Source organism: Shewanella sp. 10N.286.54.B9 (assembly GCF_041468565.1).
In the GTDB taxonomy this organism is placed as follows: domain Bacteria; phylum Pseudomonadota; class Gammaproteobacteria; order Enterobacterales; family Shewanellaceae; genus Shewanella.
In genome coordinates, this window is the sequence record NZ_JBFRIY010000036.1 from 1 (window position 1) to 18333 (window position 18333).

General features: G+C 44.3%; 14 protein-coding genes. 10 read left to right on the forward strand and 4 right to left on the reverse strand.

Annotation, left to right across the window (positions count from 1 at the left end; translation table 11 throughout):
* Positions 1-462: 462 nt before the first annotated feature.
* Positions 463-1737: a CinA family nicotinamide mononucleotide deamidase-related protein gene (locus AB4135_RS12350; RefSeq protein ID WP_371993242.1), complete on the forward strand. Its 1275-nt coding sequence runs from the start codon at positions 463-465 to the stop codon at positions 1735-1737.
* 69 nt (positions 1738-1806) lie between these two features.
* Here the strand turns inward: AB4135_RS12350 and AB4135_RS12355 are convergent, their stop codons facing one another.
* The 3 genes from AB4135_RS12355 to argE form a co-directional block, all read right to left on the reverse strand.
* The gene (locus AB4135_RS12355; protein WP_220738653.1) at positions 1807-2349 is read right to left on the reverse strand and encodes a DUF1439 domain-containing protein; all 543 of its coding nucleotides are present in this window, start codon (positions 2347-2349) and stop codon (positions 1807-1809) included.
* Entirely contained in the window at positions 2349-4985 is a 2637-nt protein-coding gene (ppc, locus tag AB4135_RS12360) for a phosphoenolpyruvate carboxylase (protein WP_371993244.1), read from the reverse strand. Before ppc ends, AB4135_RS12355 begins: the two co-directional genes overlap by 1 nt.
* A 168-nt stretch (positions 4986-5153) precedes the next feature.
* Positions 5154-6305 (reverse strand): acetylornithine deacetylase, encoded by a 1152-nt coding sequence (argE, locus tag AB4135_RS12365; protein ID WP_371993246.1) that lies wholly within the window; start codon positions 6303-6305, stop codon positions 5154-5156.
* A 275-nt stretch (positions 6306-6580) separates the two neighbouring features.
* On the opposite strand from argE, the gene argC reads away from it, so the two are divergent.
* The 5 genes from argC (at position 6581) to argH (ending at position 12061) form a co-directional block, all read left to right on the forward strand.
* A complete protein-coding gene (gene argC / locus AB4135_RS12370; protein ID WP_371993248.1) occupies positions 6581-7570 on the forward strand; it encodes an N-acetyl-gamma-glutamyl-phosphate reductase in 990 nt (329 codons plus the stop codon).
* A 17-nt stretch (positions 7571-7587) separates the two neighbouring features.
* Entirely contained in the window at positions 7588-8400 is an 813-nt protein-coding gene (argB, locus tag AB4135_RS12375; RefSeq protein ID WP_371993249.1) for an acetylglutamate kinase, read from the forward strand.
* A gap of 11 nt (positions 8401-8411) precedes the next feature.
* Positions 8412-9320 carry an ornithine carbamoyltransferase gene (locus AB4135_RS12380; protein ID WP_371993251.1) on the forward strand — a complete coding sequence of 303 codons (909 nt, stop codon included), beginning with the start codon at positions 8412-8414 and terminating at the stop codon, positions 9318-9320.
* A gap of 56 nt (positions 9321-9376) precedes the next feature.
* Complete coding sequence (locus AB4135_RS12385) at positions 9377-10606, forward strand: argininosuccinate synthase (RefSeq protein ID WP_371993253.1); 1230 nt, start codon at positions 9377-9379, stop codon at positions 10604-10606.
* A 78-nt stretch (positions 10607-10684) separates the two neighbouring features.
* Positions 10685-12061, forward strand: a complete 1377-nt coding sequence (gene argH, locus AB4135_RS12390; protein WP_371993255.1) for an argininosuccinate lyase — start codon at positions 10685-10687, stop codon at positions 12059-12061.
* Between the two features lie 97 nt (positions 12062-12158).
* Here the strand turns inward: argH and AB4135_RS12395 are convergent, their stop codons facing one another.
* Complete coding sequence (locus AB4135_RS12395) at positions 12159-14711, reverse strand: penicillin-binding protein 1A (protein WP_371993257.1); 2553 nt, start codon at positions 14709-14711, stop codon at positions 12159-12161.
* Positions 14712-15554: 843 nt separating this feature from the next.
* On the opposite strand from AB4135_RS12395, the gene AB4135_RS12400 reads away from it, so the two are divergent.
* From AB4135_RS12400 to AB4135_RS12415, 4 genes are read left to right on the forward strand one after another with little or no spacing between them, the layout of a single operon-like run.
* A complete protein-coding gene (locus AB4135_RS12400; RefSeq protein WP_371993258.1) occupies positions 15555-16634 on the forward strand; it encodes a pilus assembly protein PilM in 1080 nt (359 codons plus the stop codon).
* Positions 16622-17203: a PilN domain-containing protein gene (locus AB4135_RS12405; RefSeq protein ID WP_371993260.1), complete on the forward strand. Its 582-nt coding sequence runs from the start codon at positions 16622-16624 to the stop codon at positions 17201-17203. Before AB4135_RS12400 ends, AB4135_RS12405 begins: the two co-directional genes overlap by 13 nt.
* A complete protein-coding gene (locus tag AB4135_RS12410; RefSeq protein ID WP_371993262.1) occupies positions 17200-17814 on the forward strand; it encodes a type 4a pilus biogenesis protein PilO in 615 nt (204 codons plus the stop codon). Before AB4135_RS12405 ends, AB4135_RS12410 begins: the two co-directional genes overlap by 4 nt.
* Positions 17814-18329: a pilus assembly protein PilP gene (locus tag AB4135_RS12415; RefSeq protein WP_371993502.1), complete on the forward strand. Its 516-nt coding sequence runs from the start codon at positions 17814-17816 to the stop codon at positions 18327-18329. Before AB4135_RS12410 ends, AB4135_RS12415 begins: the two co-directional genes overlap by 1 nt.
* The last annotated feature ends 4 nt before the right edge of the window (positions 18330-18333 follow it).

Genomic DNA, 18333 nt, shown 5'->3' on the forward strand with positions numbered 1-18333 from the left:
GTAACAAGTTACTCGCGCTACTAAGTCCATGAATGCGTTGCATTCAAAACTGGCCTTCTTCGCCCCCATTTATCCCCTGCGGGGATAATCGAGAGTAGGTCATTTCCAGGCGCCTAATACGAGAAAGCCCGTTGCTAATGCAACGGGCTTTTTCACGTCTGCAATTTGAGTCAGTTCATCATTTTACTATAGCGCTTAGCGTGACTCGGGTGACAATATGCCCATGTATGAGTAGTTCATTTCCTGGCGCCTGTTCTTATTAATATAGGTCTCGTTAAGAGAGTATTAAGCCCGTTGCTAACGCAACGGGCTTTTTTACGTCTGTAAATCCAGCAGCGTCGATGCTGGAATTACAGACGTAAACTTAGTAACCCATGAAAAAAACAAATAATATAAATTGGTTATTGCTATTAGCGCTTAGCTCTCCTAATTTAACTGCAATTAATCGCTAGGGATTGTCCAATGAAGCTAGAAATGATTTGTACCGGTGAAGAGGTATTGGCAGGTCAGATAGTCGACACCAATGCTGCATGGTTTGCTAATACGTTGATGGAGCACGGGGTAGAGTGTCAGCGTAGAATTACAGTGGGTGATAGGCTTGAAGATCTTGTCGCTGTGTTTAAAGAGCGCAGCACCGAGGCTGATGTCATTGTCGTTAATGGCGGATTAGGCCCTACAAGTGACGATCTCTCCTCTGAAGCGATGGCATTAGCTAAAGGTGAGGCTTTGGTGGAAAATAAAATTTGGCGTGATCGCTTAGATGATTGGTTTACTCGCAACGGCCGAGTGATGGCTGAGAGTAACCTTAAACAGGCTCTAATACCTGAGTCTGCCATCATGATAGATAATCCTGTGGGCACAGCCTGTGGTTTTGCGGTAAAGCTTAACCGAGCTTGGTTGTTCTTTACTCCAGGGGTGCCTTTTGAGTTTAAGCAAATGGTTAAAGAGCAATTTATTCCTTTTATCAATGAAAGGTTTGAAATTGCCGGGGATGTTGCGCTGCGCAAATACCTGACGTTAGGGCAAGGCGAGTCATCTCTCGCTGATGCACTAGAAACCATTGTTTTGCCTGAAGGGATCACCATTGGTTACCGAAGCTCTATGCCACATATCGAAATTAAGTTATTTGCACGTGGTAAAGCAGCAATCAGTGAGATGGATAAGATTGAAGCGCAGATCCGTTTCCTATTAGGTACAGCGATAGTAGCAAATAATAAAAAGAGCCTAGCTGCAGAGATCCATGCTTTGTTGATTGATTCAGGGAAAACCCTAAGTGCGGCAGAGTCATGTACTGGCGGCATGATTGCCAGTCAGTTGATTTCACATGCTGGAAGCTCAGCTTATTTAGATCAAGGACTGGTTACTTATAGTAATGAATCAAAAGTCAAAATACTGGGTGTATTGCCAGAAACCTTAGATGATCATGGTGCTGTATCTATAGCAACGGTCGAGGAGATGGCAAAAGGTGTTAGGGCTATTTTAGATAGCGATTATGCATTAGCTACGAGCGGTATTGCCGGCCCAACGGGAGGCACTGAAGATAAACCTGTCGGAACTGTTGCGATAGCATTAGCAACTAAGAGCGGAGTTTATAGCCAGATGATTAAATTGCCACGACGCTCTCGGGATTTAGTGCGTAGCTTAAGTACTGCGGTAGCATTTGATATGCTGCGTCGCGAACTACTCGATGAAGCCGTTATAGTTGATTATGGATCGATTAAACGCTTCTCAAAATAACGAAGTTTACTAAAAAAGGCAGTAATGAATTTTTCATTACTGCCTTATATTTAGCGGTTTAGCTCAGCTTTACTCGTCAAATACTAAAACCAATTTTCCTGGCTTCACTTCAATGCGCTTGGTCATTTCTGCTATTAACGCTTGATTGGATTCCTTGGTATCGAGCACATACACAGGTTGAGTTTCAAGGAACTGTGTTAGAAATCCCATAAGCTGCGGTGCAATAGAGCCAATGGCTTTCTCGATATCCTTTGGTTTTGACTCTACTTTTACCAGATTAAGGTTACGCAGGTAGACACTTTGATTACTGGCATCATACCAAGGCTCAGCTTCGAACTCTGCAGTCAAATCGGCACTGATAGGCAGCATCGGGTTACGCACTTTTACCAGGGTTGACGCCATTACTGACATGGTATTTGGCTTAGCACCTAAAGTAACATCAATGTCATTCACTTTGAGTTCAATACCAAAGATCTGATTACCTTGGTTGATCTCAAAGTGCATCTCATCACTTAAGTAACCTTCCAACTCACTTTCAGTAATGCTGTACTGACTGACACAGCCCGTTAGTAGCAGCGATAGTGCACACAGTGTAATTTTAAGTATCTTCATTAGCCTGTGTTTCTCATTCCAGCAGCAACACCTGCAATGGTTAACATCAAAGCAAGCTCTACATTGTTTGAGGTCTCTTCTTCTCTGCGGGTACGCGCTAATAGCTCAGCTTGCAGGAAGTTAAGCGGATCAATATAGGGGTTTCTCAACTCGACAGATTCTCTATTCCAAGGAGTGTGAGACATTAAGCTTTCCGCTTGAGTGAGCTCAAGCACTGCATCGACACCAATCGCTAGACGCTCACGCAGTTGCACACCTAAGTGATGCAGCTCTTTGGGCACTAAGCTTGTTTCGTAGTACTTAGCTAAATTGGGTTCAGCTTTTGCGTAAACCATCTCTAACATAGATATACGGGTTTTAAAGAACGGCCAATCCTGCTCCATCTCTTGCAGTAAGGGCAGATCGCCTCTTAAAGATGCAGCTTGTAGCGCTTCACCAGCTCCGAGCCATGCAGGTAACATTAAGCGGTTTTGTGACCAAGCAAAGATCCATGGAATCGCACGCAGACTTTCAATACCGCCATCGATACGGCGTTTTGCTGGGCGACTACCTAATGGCAGTTTACCGAGCTCTACCTCTGGGGTTGCGGCTCGAAAGTAGGAAACGAAATCAGCTTCTTCTCTTACGATAGCGCGGTAAGCGAGTACTGACTCATCGGCAAGTTGTTCCATGCATCTGCGCCACTCAGGTTTTGGTTCTGGCGGTGGTAGCAGTGTTGCTTCCATCACCGCTGAGGTATATAACGCGAGACTCTGAACCGCGAGCTTAGGCAAACCAAACTTAAAGCGGATCATCTCACCTTGCTCTGTAACACGAATGCGTCCATCTACAGATCCCGGTGGTTGCGATAGAATCGCTTCATGTGCTGGCCCGCCTCCTCGGCCGATTGTGCCACCACGTCCATGGAAGAGGGTGAGCTTGATGTCGGCATCTTGACTGACAGCGACCAGTTTTTCTTGTGCACTGTACTGCGCCCAAGCCGCTGCCATCACGCCTGCATCTTTAGCTGAATCGGAATAACCGATCATCACCTCCTGTATGCCTTTGGTATAGCCACGATACCAATCGATACTAAAGAGCGACGACATACACTGAGCCGCATTATTAAGATCGTCCAATGTTTCAAACAGTGGTACGACTCGCATTGGATGAGGGCAGCCCGTTTCTTTCAATAGCAGTAATACTGTTAAAACATCGGAGGGTTGGCTGGCCATCGAAATAACGTAAGATCCCATGGCTCGTGCTGGTTGCGTCGCGACTAGTCGACAGGTACGCAGTACTTCTGCAACCTCATCACTGCTTTGCCAATTTGCTGGGATGAGTGGTCGTTTACTGGTGAGTTCTCTAAGCAGGAAGGATTGCTTTTCTGCTTCACCCCAATGTGCATAATCGCCCATGCCTAAGTATCGCGTCAGCTCTGCAATCACATCGGCATGGCGCTGTGCATCTTGGCGAATATCGAGCCTTAGCATATGGATACCAAAACAGGCTATTCGGCGCAGCATATCAAGTAGTAGCCCATTGGCAATAAGGCTCATACCACAATCACTTAAGCTTCTATAAAGCATCAATAGTGGCTCTTTGAGATCTTTCTCATCCCAAATGATGTCTGCTAAATCGACCTCAGGCTTATGACCCTCAAGTCTGGCATTGAGATAATCGATGGTATTTCTTAGTTTGCCACGTAGATCTTTTAATACATCACGATAGGGTTCATTGCTGCTATGGGTGTAGGCAAGTAACTCATCGTTTGCGCTTTCCATAGAAAGATCATTAACCAGAAGAACAACATCTTTCAGATAGAGCCTAGCTGCGGTGTGACGATTGCGGTCGAGCACTTCTTGAGTGACGACTGAAGTCACAAAAGGGTTACCGTCGCGATCACCGCCCATCCAGCTAGAGAATCTTACTGGAGCGATATCGATGGGCAGTTGAGTATTAGTACGCTCTTCAACTTGCTGATTTAACTGGCGCAAGAAATCTGGAATCGCTTGCCACAATGACACTTCAATGGTGCTTAATCCCCAACGAGCTTCGTCTACTGGAGTCGGGCGCTCATGACGGATCTCATTGGTATGCCATATCTGTGCGATAAGTTGACGTAAACGCAGGTGATGCTGTTTTTTCTCTTGCTCAGTTAACTGAGGATTTTCCAATGCGGTTAATGAGTCGACGACCGCAGAATATTTCTGAATCAAGGTCCGTCTTGAGATCTCCGTTGGATGGGCAGTCAGCACCAAATCGATATCAAGACTCTTTAAACACTCAAGCATCTTTTCTTGATCAATATTACCACCGAGCATTCTGCCTAGAAGCTGCTCTACTGGATCGGGGACACAGACAAGTTCATCGCAATTACGACTGATGGTGTGGAACTGCTCAGCAATATTTGCCAAGTTTAGGAATTGGTTAAAAGCTTTGGCAAATGGCACGAGTTCGTCATCGCTTAATGCTGATAGCAGGGTCAGCATCTCTTCGCGGGCAGCATCGTTGCCTTGACGTGAACTTTTTGAGAGGTGGCGGATTTGCTCGATTTTATCTAAAAAAGTGTCATCGAGATCGGTTCGAATTGTATCACCTAAAATCTGTCCTAAGGTGCCAACGTTTGACCTTAACGACGCATACATATCAACCATACGTGCTCCATATCAGTAAGCTAATCGATCACAATACCTAGCGATAGCATACTAGGCAATGATCTAGTTCGGGTTACCGTGCCTGAATGTGCTCTATCTCACTTTTAAGCACACTAATTATGGCGCTTATAATGACTTTGCACTGAATATCTAATCTGACAAGACAAATTATTTTATACAAGCATGATAAATCAGCTCTTTTAATAGCTTCTTTGTTTTGTCTAGGTAGTGCAAGTCAAGAAACTCATCGGGTTGATGAGCCTGCTCAATGCTTCCAGGTCCTAGCACCAGTGTTTGGCAACCGAGCTGCCTGATATAGGGGGCTTCTGTGGCATAGTTAACCACTTCTGGCTCACTTTCTGAAAGCTGTGCAACCAATTGGCTCCAGCTACTATTTTTGTCATCAGCAAAGGGTTCTGAGCCTGGGTACAAAGGCGCGACACTAATACAGCCTGGGAACTGGCTAGAAACGGGTTCGAGGTAATTAGCCACCATCAGTTCTAAATCTTCAAGGCCGAGGCCAGGAATGGGTCTAAGGTCGATATGTAGATCGCAGCAACCACAAATCCTATTGGCAGCATCGCCACCGTGAATATGGCCAAAGTTCATCGTTGGGTATGGCACACTAAAAGCGTCTTCACGGTAGTTTTCGGCTAAGTGCTGCTTAAGCCTAAGCAACTGACCGGTAACTAAGTGCATCACCTCAATGGCATTAAGCCCTTTGGCTGGATCTGACGAATGACCACTGCGACCGGTTACTCGTATACCTTGAGTAAAATGGCCTTTATGCATATATACGGGTTTTAGGCTGGTGGGCTCACCAATAATGGCGTAATCAGGGCTGATCGATTTTGCGGCGGCAAATGCTTTTGCACCATTCATGGTCGTTTCTTCATCAGCGCTGGCAAGGATATGCAAAGGTCGCTTGAACTTATCCATTGGCAACTCTTTTAAGGCTTCTAGCACTAAAGCAAAAAAACCTTTCATGTCACAGGTACCTAAACCATACCAACGGTCATTTTTCTCAACCAGTTGAAAAGGGTCTTGGCTCCAACGCCCTTCATCAAATGGTACCGTGTCTGTATGACCAGCCAATAACAGTCCACCTTGGCCGCTACCATAAGAGGCGACAAAGTTATGTTTATCACGAGTATTTGCAACGGAGTGTGTTTGGCAGCTCATGCCTAAATCTGTAAACCAATTATGCAGTAGCGCAATAACGGCCTTATTGCTCATGTCATGCTGCGCCTCTAAAGCGCTGATCGATGGTGAACCGATTAGCTGAGTGAAGCTGCTTTTTAATGTAGGGAGTGTAGTCATTAAAAAATACCTAAATATATATTCAAATATATTGCATAATTAAATTTGTGTGTTAGTCTATCAAACAGCTAAGATAAGTACCATATTTTGATGGCCTTTAAATGAGAGTATATATGTTTAACCTAGTTCAATTATTAAATATTAAGGTCAATCCTACCCAATTCCTGCGACGATAAACTTGTCTTTAATGGTGTTCAGCCAGGGCTTAAGTTGTGCCCATTCTTTTTTTCGTTTTGTCATCTAAATTCAAGATAAAGGTTTTAAAGTCATAGACTATGAAAAATATAGCCATTATTGGCGCTAGCGGTTATACCGGCGCGCAGATCACTTCTCTCATAAACGCTGAATCGGAATTGTCCATTCAAGGTCTTTATGTTTCTGAAAATAGCTTAGATAAAGGTAAAGCACTTGCTGAACTGTACCCTACATACAGCCATATTAATCTTTGTTTAAGCCCGCTTAGCGATGATGCCAAAGCGGCGATTGTTGAGCAGGCTGATGCGGTCGTATTAGCGACAGACCATGTGGTGAGCTTGCATCTAGCGGCTTGGTTTTATCAACAAGGTCTAGCGGTGTTTGACCTAAGTGGTGCTTATCGTTTTGAAGCGTTAGACAAATATCCTAAGTGGTATGGTTTTACTCATGAATATCCACAAGTGCTTGCTGATGCTGTTTATGGTCTAGCGGAGTGGAATGCCGACAAAATTGCAACCAGCAAGATGATCGCTGTACCGGGTTGTTATCCGACTGCATCACTAACGGCGCTTAAGCCACTCGCTAATATGTTGACTGATGTAATGCCGGTAATCAACGCTGTCAGTGGTGTGACAGGGGCAGGCAGAAAAGCGCAACTGCATACTAGTTTTTGTGAAGTGAGCTTAACGCCATACGGCGTACTTGGGCATAGACATCAACCTGAAATTGCTACCCAGTTAGGCCAAGAAGTTATCTTTACTCCTCATTTGGGCAATTTTAAACGCGGCATACTTGCCACCATTACGGTACAACTCGCTAAAGGCACCACAGCTAAAGATATTGAAGCGGCTTATCAGTGTTATGACAACGCACCACTGGTAACTGTAAAACAGAATCAATTTCCTAAAATTGATGATGTAGTGCAAACACCTAACTGTCTTATCGGTTGGAAGTTTGACCCAGAAACAAATTATCTCGTGGTCACAAGCGCAATTGACAACTTAATGAAGGGTGCAGCGAGTCAGGCCTTGCAATGCATAAAGATTCATTTTAACGAATTGTTAAAATAACGACTTTGGATCCTAAAATGGCAACATTAAATACAGAACTGAATGCTAAGTCTAACGCCAAACCAGTGATGGTACTGAAGGTCGGTGGAGCACTTTTACAGTGTGAAATGGGCATGGCGCGTTTGATGGAAACCGCGGTCAAAATGATCGCCAATGGTCAGCCATTGATTATGGTGCATGGTGGAGGCTGCTTGGTGGATGAGCAGCTAAACGCAAATAACATGGTCACGCAGAAGCTAGATGGGCTAAGGGTGACACCTGCAGAACAGGTACCTGTCATTGTCGGCGCACTCGCTGGTACATCGAATAAAATCTTACAAGCTGCTGCAATCAAAGCTGGTATTACCAGTCTCGGTATGAGTCTTGCTGATGCCGATATGATGACGGCAAACATCAAAGACCCTCAGTTTGGATTTGTGGGAGAGGTTGAGCCAAATGATGCCAGTTACCTAGAGTTTGTATTAGCTAAAGGTTGGATGCCAATTGTCAGCTCAATCGCTATCAGTAGCCAAGGCGAAATGTTAAATGTTAATGCGGATCAAGCCGCTACTGCACTTGCAAAGCTTGTTGGCGGTAATCTTGTGTTGTTGTCTGATGTTTCAGGTGTACTTGATGGTAAAGGACAACTGATCAGCAGTTTGAATCGTGCCGAAATTAACGAACTAACTAAGATTGGTGTGATTGAAAAAGGCATGAAAGTTAAAGTCGAAGCGGCTCTTGAAGTTGCGGAGTCGATGGGGCAAGCCGTTCAAATCGCATCTTGGCGTCATGCAGAACAACTTATTGCATTAAGCAACGGTGAAGCCGTTGGTACTCAGATTCAACCTTAGGGAGCGGTTTCATGAACCATCTATTATCAATTAAAGATCTATCGCAACAGCAGCTTTTAGACTTGCTAGCGCTAGCAAAAAACATCAAAGCAAATCCGGCGGATTACAGAAAAGCGCTCGATGGTAAAAGTGTAGTGATGCTATTTGAAAAGCCTTCATTAAGAACGCGTGTCAGCTTTGATATTGGTATCAATAAGTTAGGTGGCCACTGTTTGTATCTTGATCAGCAAAATGGTGCACTGGGTAAGCGTGAGCCTGTATCTGATTTTGCCGCCAATATCTCTTGTTGGGCAGATGCCATTGTGGCACGGACATTCTTGCACTCCACCATTGAACAGTTAGCAGAGCATGGCTCAGTGCCAGTGATCAATGCATTGTCTGATCTTTACCATCCTTGTCAGGGCTTAGCAGACTTCTTAACCCTGTCTGAGCAGTATGACGATGTGAGTAAGGTAAAGCTTGCTTACGTGGGTGACGGCAATAACGTGACGCACTCATTGATGTTCGGTGCGGCAATTTTAGGTGCACACCTCACCGTATTGTGCCCTCCTGGTCATTTCCCTGACGGCAAGGTTGTGTGTGAAGCTCAAGCATTAGCAGCAAAACATGGTGGCACATTGGTGCTTAGTTCTGATATCGCAGCAATAGCCGATCACGATGCAATCTATACCGATACCTGGATTTCAATGGGTGACAATGCCTCAATGGAAGAGATTGAAGCCAAATTTAAACCTTATCAAGTCAATAGCGAACTGATGGCAGCAGCAGGGGCTAAACACTTTATGCATTGCTTGCCAGCCTATAGAGAAGTTGAAGCAACTACCGAGATTGTAGATGGCGAAGGTTCGCTGATTCTGCATCAAGCTGAGAATCGTATGCATGCGCAAAACGCTGTGCTTGTCACTCTATTTAGTCAATAAATTGCGTTGGTTCGTGCAGACGGACTGAACCAGAAATAATGTAGTAGGAATTAAAAATGTCAGCAGAAATAAACAAAACAGATGTGAAAAAGGTAGTACTTGCTTACTCCGGCGGCCTAGATACGTCAGCGATTATCCCTTGGCTTAAAGAAACCTACGATAATTGTGAAATCGTCGCTTTTTGTGCCGATGTCGGTCAGGGAGCTGAAGAGTTAGAAGGGCTTCATGAAAAGGCTATCGCATCTGGCGCATCAGAGTGTTACATCGTCGATTTAAAAGAAGAGCTGGTGGCTGATTATATCTACCCAACGATTGCAACTGGTGCAATTTATGAGGGCACATATCTGCTAGGTACCTCAATGGCGAGACCGATTATCGCTAAAGCTCAGGTAGAAGTTGCCCGTAAAGTTGGTGCTGACGCAGTGTGCCATGGTTGCACTGGTAAAGGTAATGACCAAGTGCGTTTCGAGGGTTGCTTTGCCGCATTGGCACCCGATCTTAAGGTTATTGCTCCTTGGCGTGAGTGGGAAATGGTCAGTCGTGAAGATCTGCTTGATTACCTTGCAGAACGTAACATCGAGACAACCGCTTCAGCGACGAAGATCTATAGCCGTGATGCTAACGCTTGGCATATCTCCCATGAAGGTGGTGAGCTGGAAGATCCATGGAACGAGCCAACTCAAGGCGTGTGGACCATGACCGTTGCCCCTGAGGATGCCCCGAATGCACCTGAGTACGTGGCACTAGAGCTAGAGCAAGGCAAAATCACTAAAGTAAATGGTGAAGCACTATCCCCTTACAAGGCGTTGATGCTACTAAATGAGTTAGCTGGTGCGCATGGTGTCGGCCGAATTGATATCACTGAAAACAGACTGGTAGGTATGAAATCTCGCGGTTGCTACGAAACGCCAGGTGGTACTGTGATGTTTGCTGCGCTGCGGGCAATTGAAGAGTTAGTGCTTGATAAAACTAGCCGTGAGTGGCGCGAGCAAGTTGGCGCTCAAATGGCGCACCTTGTTTATGATGGACGTTGGTTTACACCGCTTTGTGAATCACTATTGGGCGCTTCAAAGCCACTAGCGGATCTGGTTAATGGCGAAGTCGTCATTAAGCTTTATAAAGGCCAAGCGAGCGCTGTGAAAAAACGTTCACCAAACAGCTTATATTCTGAAGAGTTTGCCACTTTTGGTGAAGATGATGTTTATAACCAGAAAGATGCTGAAGGCTTTATCCGTTTGTATTCGCTTTCTAGTCGTATCAGAGCATTACACGGTCACAACAAGTAACGTTAATAAAGTAGCTCATTAATTTTAGTATTTATACGGCGGACGACTAGTCCGCCCAGCATTTAAGAGGAAGCCAGCATGGCATTATGGGGCGGCAGATTTAGCCAAGAGAGCAGCGCACTGTTCAAACTTTTTAACGACTCATTGCCTGTAGATTACCGACTCATTGAGCAAGATATTGTCGGTTCAATTGCGTGGGCAAGCGCTATTACTCAAGTTGGCGTTTTGACTACTGATGAGTGCACCCAGTTACATGCTGCGTTAAACGAGCTGCTAGCTGAAACATCCGAAAATCCAGAGATGATTATCGCCTCTGGTGCGGAGGACATTCATAGTTTTGTTGAGCAATCTCTTATCGCTAAAGTGGGTGATTTAGGTAAAAAATTACACACTGGTCGTTCGCGTAATGATCAGGTAGCGACCGATCTTAAGCTTTGGTGCAAAAAAGAAGGTCAGGAACTACTCGGGTTATTGACTAAGTTAAGAGCTGCACTTATTGAGCTTGCTGAGCGTGAAATAGATGCTGTTATGCCTGGTTACACACATTTGCAAAGAGCGCAGCCGGTTCTATTTGGCCACTGGTGTCTTGCTTATGTAGAGATGTTTGAACGTGATATCAGCCGTTTAGAGGATGCCTTGAAACGTGCAGATACTTGTCCTTTAGGGACCGGTGCGCTAGCGGGTACCGCTTATCCAATGGACAGGGTTAAACTTGCACAGTCGCTCGGTTTCGCCAGCCCAACGCTGAACAGCCTCGATACCGTATCAGATAGAGATCATGTGGTTGAGATCTGTAGTGACGCTTCTATAAGTATGATGCATTTGAGCCGTATGGCTGAAGATCTTATCTTCTTTAATAGTGGTGAAGCAGGCTTTATTGAATTAGATGATGAAGTGACCTCTGGTTCATCATTGATGCCGCAAAAGAAAAATCCTGATGCACTTGAGTTAATTAGGGGCAAGACCGGTCGGGTTTATGGCAGCCTAATTGGTATTCTTACCACGATGAAAGCTCTACCACTGGCTTATAATAAAGATATGCAAGAGGATAAAGAGGGGCTGTTTGATGTGATGGACAGCTGGGCGATTTGTCTAGAGATGGCAGCGTTAGTGCTAAGTGGTTTGCAGGTCAATCGTGAAAGAACATTAAGCGCTGCGCAGCAAGGCTATGCTAACTCAACTGAATTGGCTGACTACTTAGTGGCTAAAGGCATGCCGTTTAGGGAAGCTCATCATGTAGTGGGTGAAGCTGTTGTTGTCGCTATTGCGAAACAAACGCCACTGGAAGAGTTGCCGTTAACAGAGCTGCAGAGCTTTAGCGCAATTATTGAAGCAGATGTGTATGAGTGCCTTACGATTGAGTCTTGCTTGGCTAAACGTGAAGCATTAGGTGGCACATCATTAGTGCAGGTCAAATCAGCATTAGTAACTAAACAAGCTAATAATAGCAATTAGATTAGCGACGTATTTGAACACAAAAAGGCAGCTATTTGTTAAACAAATGGCTGCCTTTTTTTATTTGCATTTATTGGTACTAATGGAGTCGCTATAGTTACTGAAAAAGATCTTCTTCCTCAGACTTATCGATAAAGATATCGCTGTTGTCTTCCTCTTGCTCTGTCGCATATTCAGTCGGCTCAGTACCTGCAATAAAGTACTCAAATCGGGTGGTATAATCTGTTTTACGGCTCAACTTACCTGTGGTTAAATCGATACGTGCAGAAACTATCCCTTCAGGTGCTTTGGTCGGCTCTACAGGTGTGCCTTCCAATGCATCTTTCATAAACTCGTTCCAAGCAGGTCCAGCAGTTTTTGCCCCCGCTTCAGCAAGTGATATTTGATCTTTAGCGCCGTTAGCATTCCAGCTGGTGCGACCTAGCTCTTGGCTATGATCATCGAAACCAACCCAAACGGTAGTGGCTAGTTTAGGGTTAAAACCACTAAACCAAGTATCGCGAGATTCGTTTGTGGTACCTGTTTTGCCAGCAATATCTCGACGTTTAACCACTCTAGCTGCACGCCAAGCTGTACCATTCCAGCCGGTACCTTTACTCCAATCTCCACCACCCCAAATTACACTTTTAAGTGATTCGGTAATTAGGAATGCGGTTTGCTCTGAAATAATTTGTGGCGCAAAACGTGAGTCCTCATTACCACATTGCTCTGTGGTTGATGGCATATCCTCAGTTGCTGCTGTTGCATCACCAGGTAGTTCGTTGGCCATAGCGGCGAAAGGGTCATCGACTAATGGCTGCTCAGGGGCAATAGGTGTACAAGCCAGTGTTGGGTTGGCAGTTTCAATCAAATCGCCATTGGCTGACTCTACTTTTTCGATAAAGTAAGGTTCAACCAAATAGCCACCATTAGCGAAGGTTGAAAAGGCTGTAACCACTTGCAATGGGGTAACCGATGGTGAGCCCAGCGCAATAGATTCGTTACGAGGGAGGTCTGCCGGATCGAAGCCAAACTTAACAAGTTGGGCTATGGTTGCATCTAATCCGCTATAGCGCATGGCACGAACTGACATAACGTTAATTGATTGCGCTAAACCAACACGCAGCCTTGTTGGGCCGCCATAAACATCTGGCGAGTTTTTAGGGCGCCAAGCCGTTCCTTGTCGTGTATCAGGTTTATTAATCGGTGCGTTGTTGATCAGTGTTGAAAGGGTATAACCTTTCTCTAATGCCGCTGTATAGATAAATGGCTTGATATTCGAACCTAGCTGGCGCTTAGCCTGAGTGACGCGGTTATATTGGCTAGTGTAAAAGCTAAAGCCACCGACAAGGTTTCTAATAGCACCGTCTTGAGGATCTACCGAAACAATCGCACTGGCAACTAAAGGGACCTGGCTAAGTTGCCAGATATCGCCATTATTACGGATCCAAACTTGCTGACCGGCAGTTAATACCTCTGTAGCAAGTTTAGGTGCTTTACCTTGACGCTTATTAGTAATGAATTTACGCGCCCATTTGATACCGTCCCAAGGGAGTTCATAGACATCACCTTTAGCTGTCATCACCTTGGCTGTTTGCTCATCAACGCTAAGCACTGCCGCTGGATGCATTCCTTGGAATGACCCCGTTTGCTTTAATTTCGCTTTGATTTCTTCATTGTCTGGCTGTACATCGGTCCAAAGTACCTTAGTGCGTCCACGGTAGCCATGGCGTTCGTCATAGGCATAAACGTTATGGCGAAGGGCTTTTTGTGCATCTAACTGTAGTTTTGAATCTACTGTCGTGTAGATATCATAACCGCCAGTATACGCTTCCTCTTCACCGTACTTTTCAACTAAGTAGTCGCGTGCCATCTCAGAGATATAAGGGGCATATAGATCGATGACTGCGCCATGGTATTTGGCTGTAATAGGTGCTTGAATGGCCTCTTCATACTGCGCTTGAGTAATGTTACGTTTCTCAAGCATGCGACTTAGTACCCAGTTGCGACGATTTAGGGCGCGCGTCGAATTTCTGATAGGGTTTGCTGCTGAAGGTGATTGCGGCAAACCAGCAATCATCGCCATTTCAGGAAGAGTCAGTTCGTTTAACTCTTTACCGTAATAAACTTGAGCCGCAGCACCAACACCGTAAGCGCGGTTGCCAAGGAAAGAGCGGTTAAGGTAAAGGGTTAAGATCTCCTCTTTATTAAGAGCTTTCTCAATCTTTAAGGCTAGAAAGATCTCTTTTGTCTTTCGGATATAGGTTTTGTCTCGGGTTAAGAAGAAACCTCGGGCTACTTGCTGAGTAATTGTACTTGCACCCTGACTCTTCTTACCTGTAGTGACCAGAATAAATGCAGCACGAATAATACCGATAGGATCGATACCTTTGTGCTCGAAAAAACGAGCGTCTTCGGTATCGAGTACTGCGTTGATGAGTTGTTCGGGAACATCGTCATATTGAACAGGAATTCGACGTTTTTCACCAAACTGGGAAATAAGTTTACCGTCGCTACTGTAAATTCTCAGTGGCGTTTGTAGTTTTACCGTCTTAAGCGTCGTGACATCCGGGAGCTCCGGAAGCACATAAAAGTATGCTGCCACAATAGCACCAATGCCAAGCAGCCCAAGGCTAAAGAAAGCAATAACAAGACGTTTAAACCACTTCAAAGGAAGATTCCATGAATGTAAATAAGACCCGTAGTATATAAGCCGTTGAAGAAATGGTGAAGTAAAAGCCTAAGGATTAATGTTTAGATTAACTAAATTGGCTTAATTGATAGTAAAACTGGTAAAAAGTGAAAGCTGAAACGGGCTTGGCTCAGAATGTTAAAACTAGGGGCTGTTGAACTTTCGAGCTTAGTTTTTGTTCGATTCTTTACCGTAAGGAATAATGCTTCTAGTACAAGGCTTGAGCGATAAAGCTTAGCTGGCTAAGTGAAAAGCGCATAACACATTCTTGTCATAAAAGAATAGAAGCATTGAGTCGAACCCAAAGGACAGCGTTTCTTGGCTATTTTTACTGTGTTGTAGACTATTTGTGGAGAATAACTAAACGGCATAGTCTCCGCCTTGTCAAAATAGCCAATAGACTGCGGCAAAAAAACCGTGAAAGTTCAACAGCCCCTAATCATATAAAATCGAGAATGCTTAATGGATAACCGATATAAGCGTTAACTGAAATACTCATTGGCGTAATTAATTGTGCTGTAATCGATCTTATTGAAAATAAATACGCATTAAAATTCACCGCCGTCAGAACTGTGGCGTTAGATTTTTATGCTGCATTTGAATTATGTTGCAGTATTTAAAACTGTATATTGTGATAAACCAGTGTACATGGTAAAAATGATATAGGTTTGTAGTCTGACACAGTATCGAGCGATATAAGTAGTTATTTAAAGTCAATAAAATGGCAATTGTAAAATCCAGAAACATTTTGTACAAATAGCTATAACGCGTAGATTGTGTGCTAATCTATTTTTGAAAATAATAATAAAGTGACGTTGGACTATGCTTTCGAATATATGGAAGCGTCAGGCTCCGCAGATGGTTGGGATTGATATTGGTTCCCATGAAGTTAAAGCGATTCTGCTGAGTAAGACTGCTGATGGATATAAAATACTAAGTCATGCTGCAATCCCGCTTAAGAAAGGGGCTGTAAACGATCATGAAATTCGTGATACGGAAGCCGTTTCTGAGGCTCTGAAGCAGGTTAAACGTTCACTTCCTAAAACCACAAAATTTGCCGCTGTAGCTGTATCAGGTTCTGCTGTTATGACCAAAGTTATCTATATGGATTCCTCTTTGAGTGAAGAAGAGATGGAAGCTCAGATAGAGATCGAAGCTGATAACCTTATTCCCTATTCCCTTGACGAAGTTAATATCGATTTTGAAACGCTTAGTGCTAATAAAACGGATCCGAGCAAAGTGGACGTATTACTTAGTGCTTGTCGCTCTGAAAATATTGATAGTCGAACAGATGCCCTTGAAGAGATAAACCTTGAGGTCAAAGTCGTTGATGTTGAAGGTTATGCCTTAGGTCGAGCTTTTGAAATGATATCGGCGCAGTTGCCACAAGACGCGAAAAATAAAGTGGTCGCTCTTGTCGATATCGGTGCCAATATCACCACTTTTTCAGTGGTAGAAAACGGCGAGACGACTTTTGTAAGAGAGCAGGCATTTGGCGGAGAGCAATTTACACAGTCGATACTCTCTTTTTATGGCATGACTTATGAGCAGGCTGAAAAGGCGAAGTTAGCCGGAGAGTTACCCCGCAATTATATGTTTGAAGTACTGTCTCCTTTTCAAACCCAACTTCTACAGCAGATAAAGCGCACTTTGCAAATTTACTGTACCTCTAGCGGTAAAGACAGAGTTGATCATATCGTATTGTGCGGCGGTACAGCCAAGCTTGAGGGTATGACAAATCTGATGATAAATGAATTGGGCGTGAATACCGTGATAGGCGATCCGTTTAAGGGTTGTTTACATGCTGATGATGCTGTTAAGCAGAAACTCCAACCAGACATTGGCAAATATATGTTGGCATGTGGATTAGCGCTAAGGAGTTATGCTGAATGGCGAACATAAACCTCTTACCTTGGCGTGAAGAAGCGCGTGAAAAACAGAAAAGAGATTATACCGGTGTACTCGCACTGGTTTTCTTGGTTTCTGGTCTCGTTGTTTACCTTTCATTAATGGCGATAGACGTAGTCGCAGATGACCAAAAGAGTCGCAATGCTTACTTACAGTCAGAAATTCAATTGCTTGAAACACAGATAGCAGAAATTACCAAAATCCGAACCCGTAAAAAAGATATTGAACGTCGAACTGAGATCATTCTGGGGCTACAGCAATCTAGAAATCTGCCGACACATGTTCTAGATGAACTCGTGCGTATCGTGCCAGCGGGGATCTACCTTTCTAGTATTGAAAAGAAAGGCAGTATGTTGTGGATAGAAGGTCGCAGTGAATCAAATAATAATGTCGCTAATATGATGCGTAAAGTTAAGACTTCTGATTGGCTACAAGATCCTAATATGCAATCTATTGTTGCGCAAAACGAAGAGCTTAGACAGCTGCAACGGTTCACGCTCAGAGTCACTATCACCGACGGCGACAGTGCGGACTTGCTCGCGGATAAAGGAGCGAGTAAATGAACCTCGACCTGAGTCAATTTAACGATATTGATTTTGAAAACATAGGCGCTTGGCCCAAATTGGTTAAAGTGGTGTTTGCCGCATTACTTGCCATTTGTGTGTTTGTCGGTAGTTATTTTTTGTTTGTTTCAGATGCAATTGATGCGCTCAATGCGGAGCAGCAAAAAGAGCAACAACTAAAGAGTGACTTCAAGTCTAAATATCAACTCGCCGCTAATCTTAAATTGTATCGCGAACAGCTGGCAGTAATGGAAGTGCAGTTTGCTGAACTATTGAAAATGCTTCCCTCTCAAAATGAGATGCCGGGCTTACTCGATGACATCACATTTGTGGCTACTGATGCAGGTCTTAAAATCAATAGCCTAGATTGGGATTCTGAAATCGTTCGAGAGTTTTACATCGAATTTCCGATAAAAATTGCCGTAAGTGGCGATTATCATCAGCTTGGGCACCTTGTCAGTGGGGTCGCAAAGTTACCTCGAATTGTTAGTTTGCATGATTTTGTGATTAGCCGAGACGACAGTGGCGGACTCGCTATGGATATTCTCGCAAAGACTTACCGTTTTAAAGAGGGGGCTGAGTTGCCAGCAGAAAAGGGTGCATCAAAATGATGAGATCTTATGCTGCCATTATTCTCGCTATTATGCTCACTGGTTGTGTCGGAGATCGTAGTGATTTAGAGCTATTTGTCACCACCACTAAAGCGCAGCACGTGGCCCATATCAAGCCACTTAAGGCGACACCTAAATTTGAACATTTTGATTATCAAGCAGACCTTATGCGTAGCCCCTATATGCCACCGTCAAGAGAGTTGACTGAAGAGGTTATCGATACCACTAAGGATTGTTTGCAGCCGGATTTAAAACGTCGAAAAGGCCGCTTAGAAACCTATGCACTCGATAATTTAAAGATGCGTGGAACATTAAGTGAAGCTGATGCTATTTGGGCCCTACTTGAGACGAGTGATGGCAGTGTTTACCGCCTCGGAACGGGTCAATATTTGGGGCTTTATCATGGCAAAATAGCCAAAGTAACGCCGCAAACGATCGAAATTATAGAGTTGATCCCAGATGGTTCTGGTTGCTGGACAGAACGCTCTAGCAGCATGGAACTTACAGGAGAATGATAAA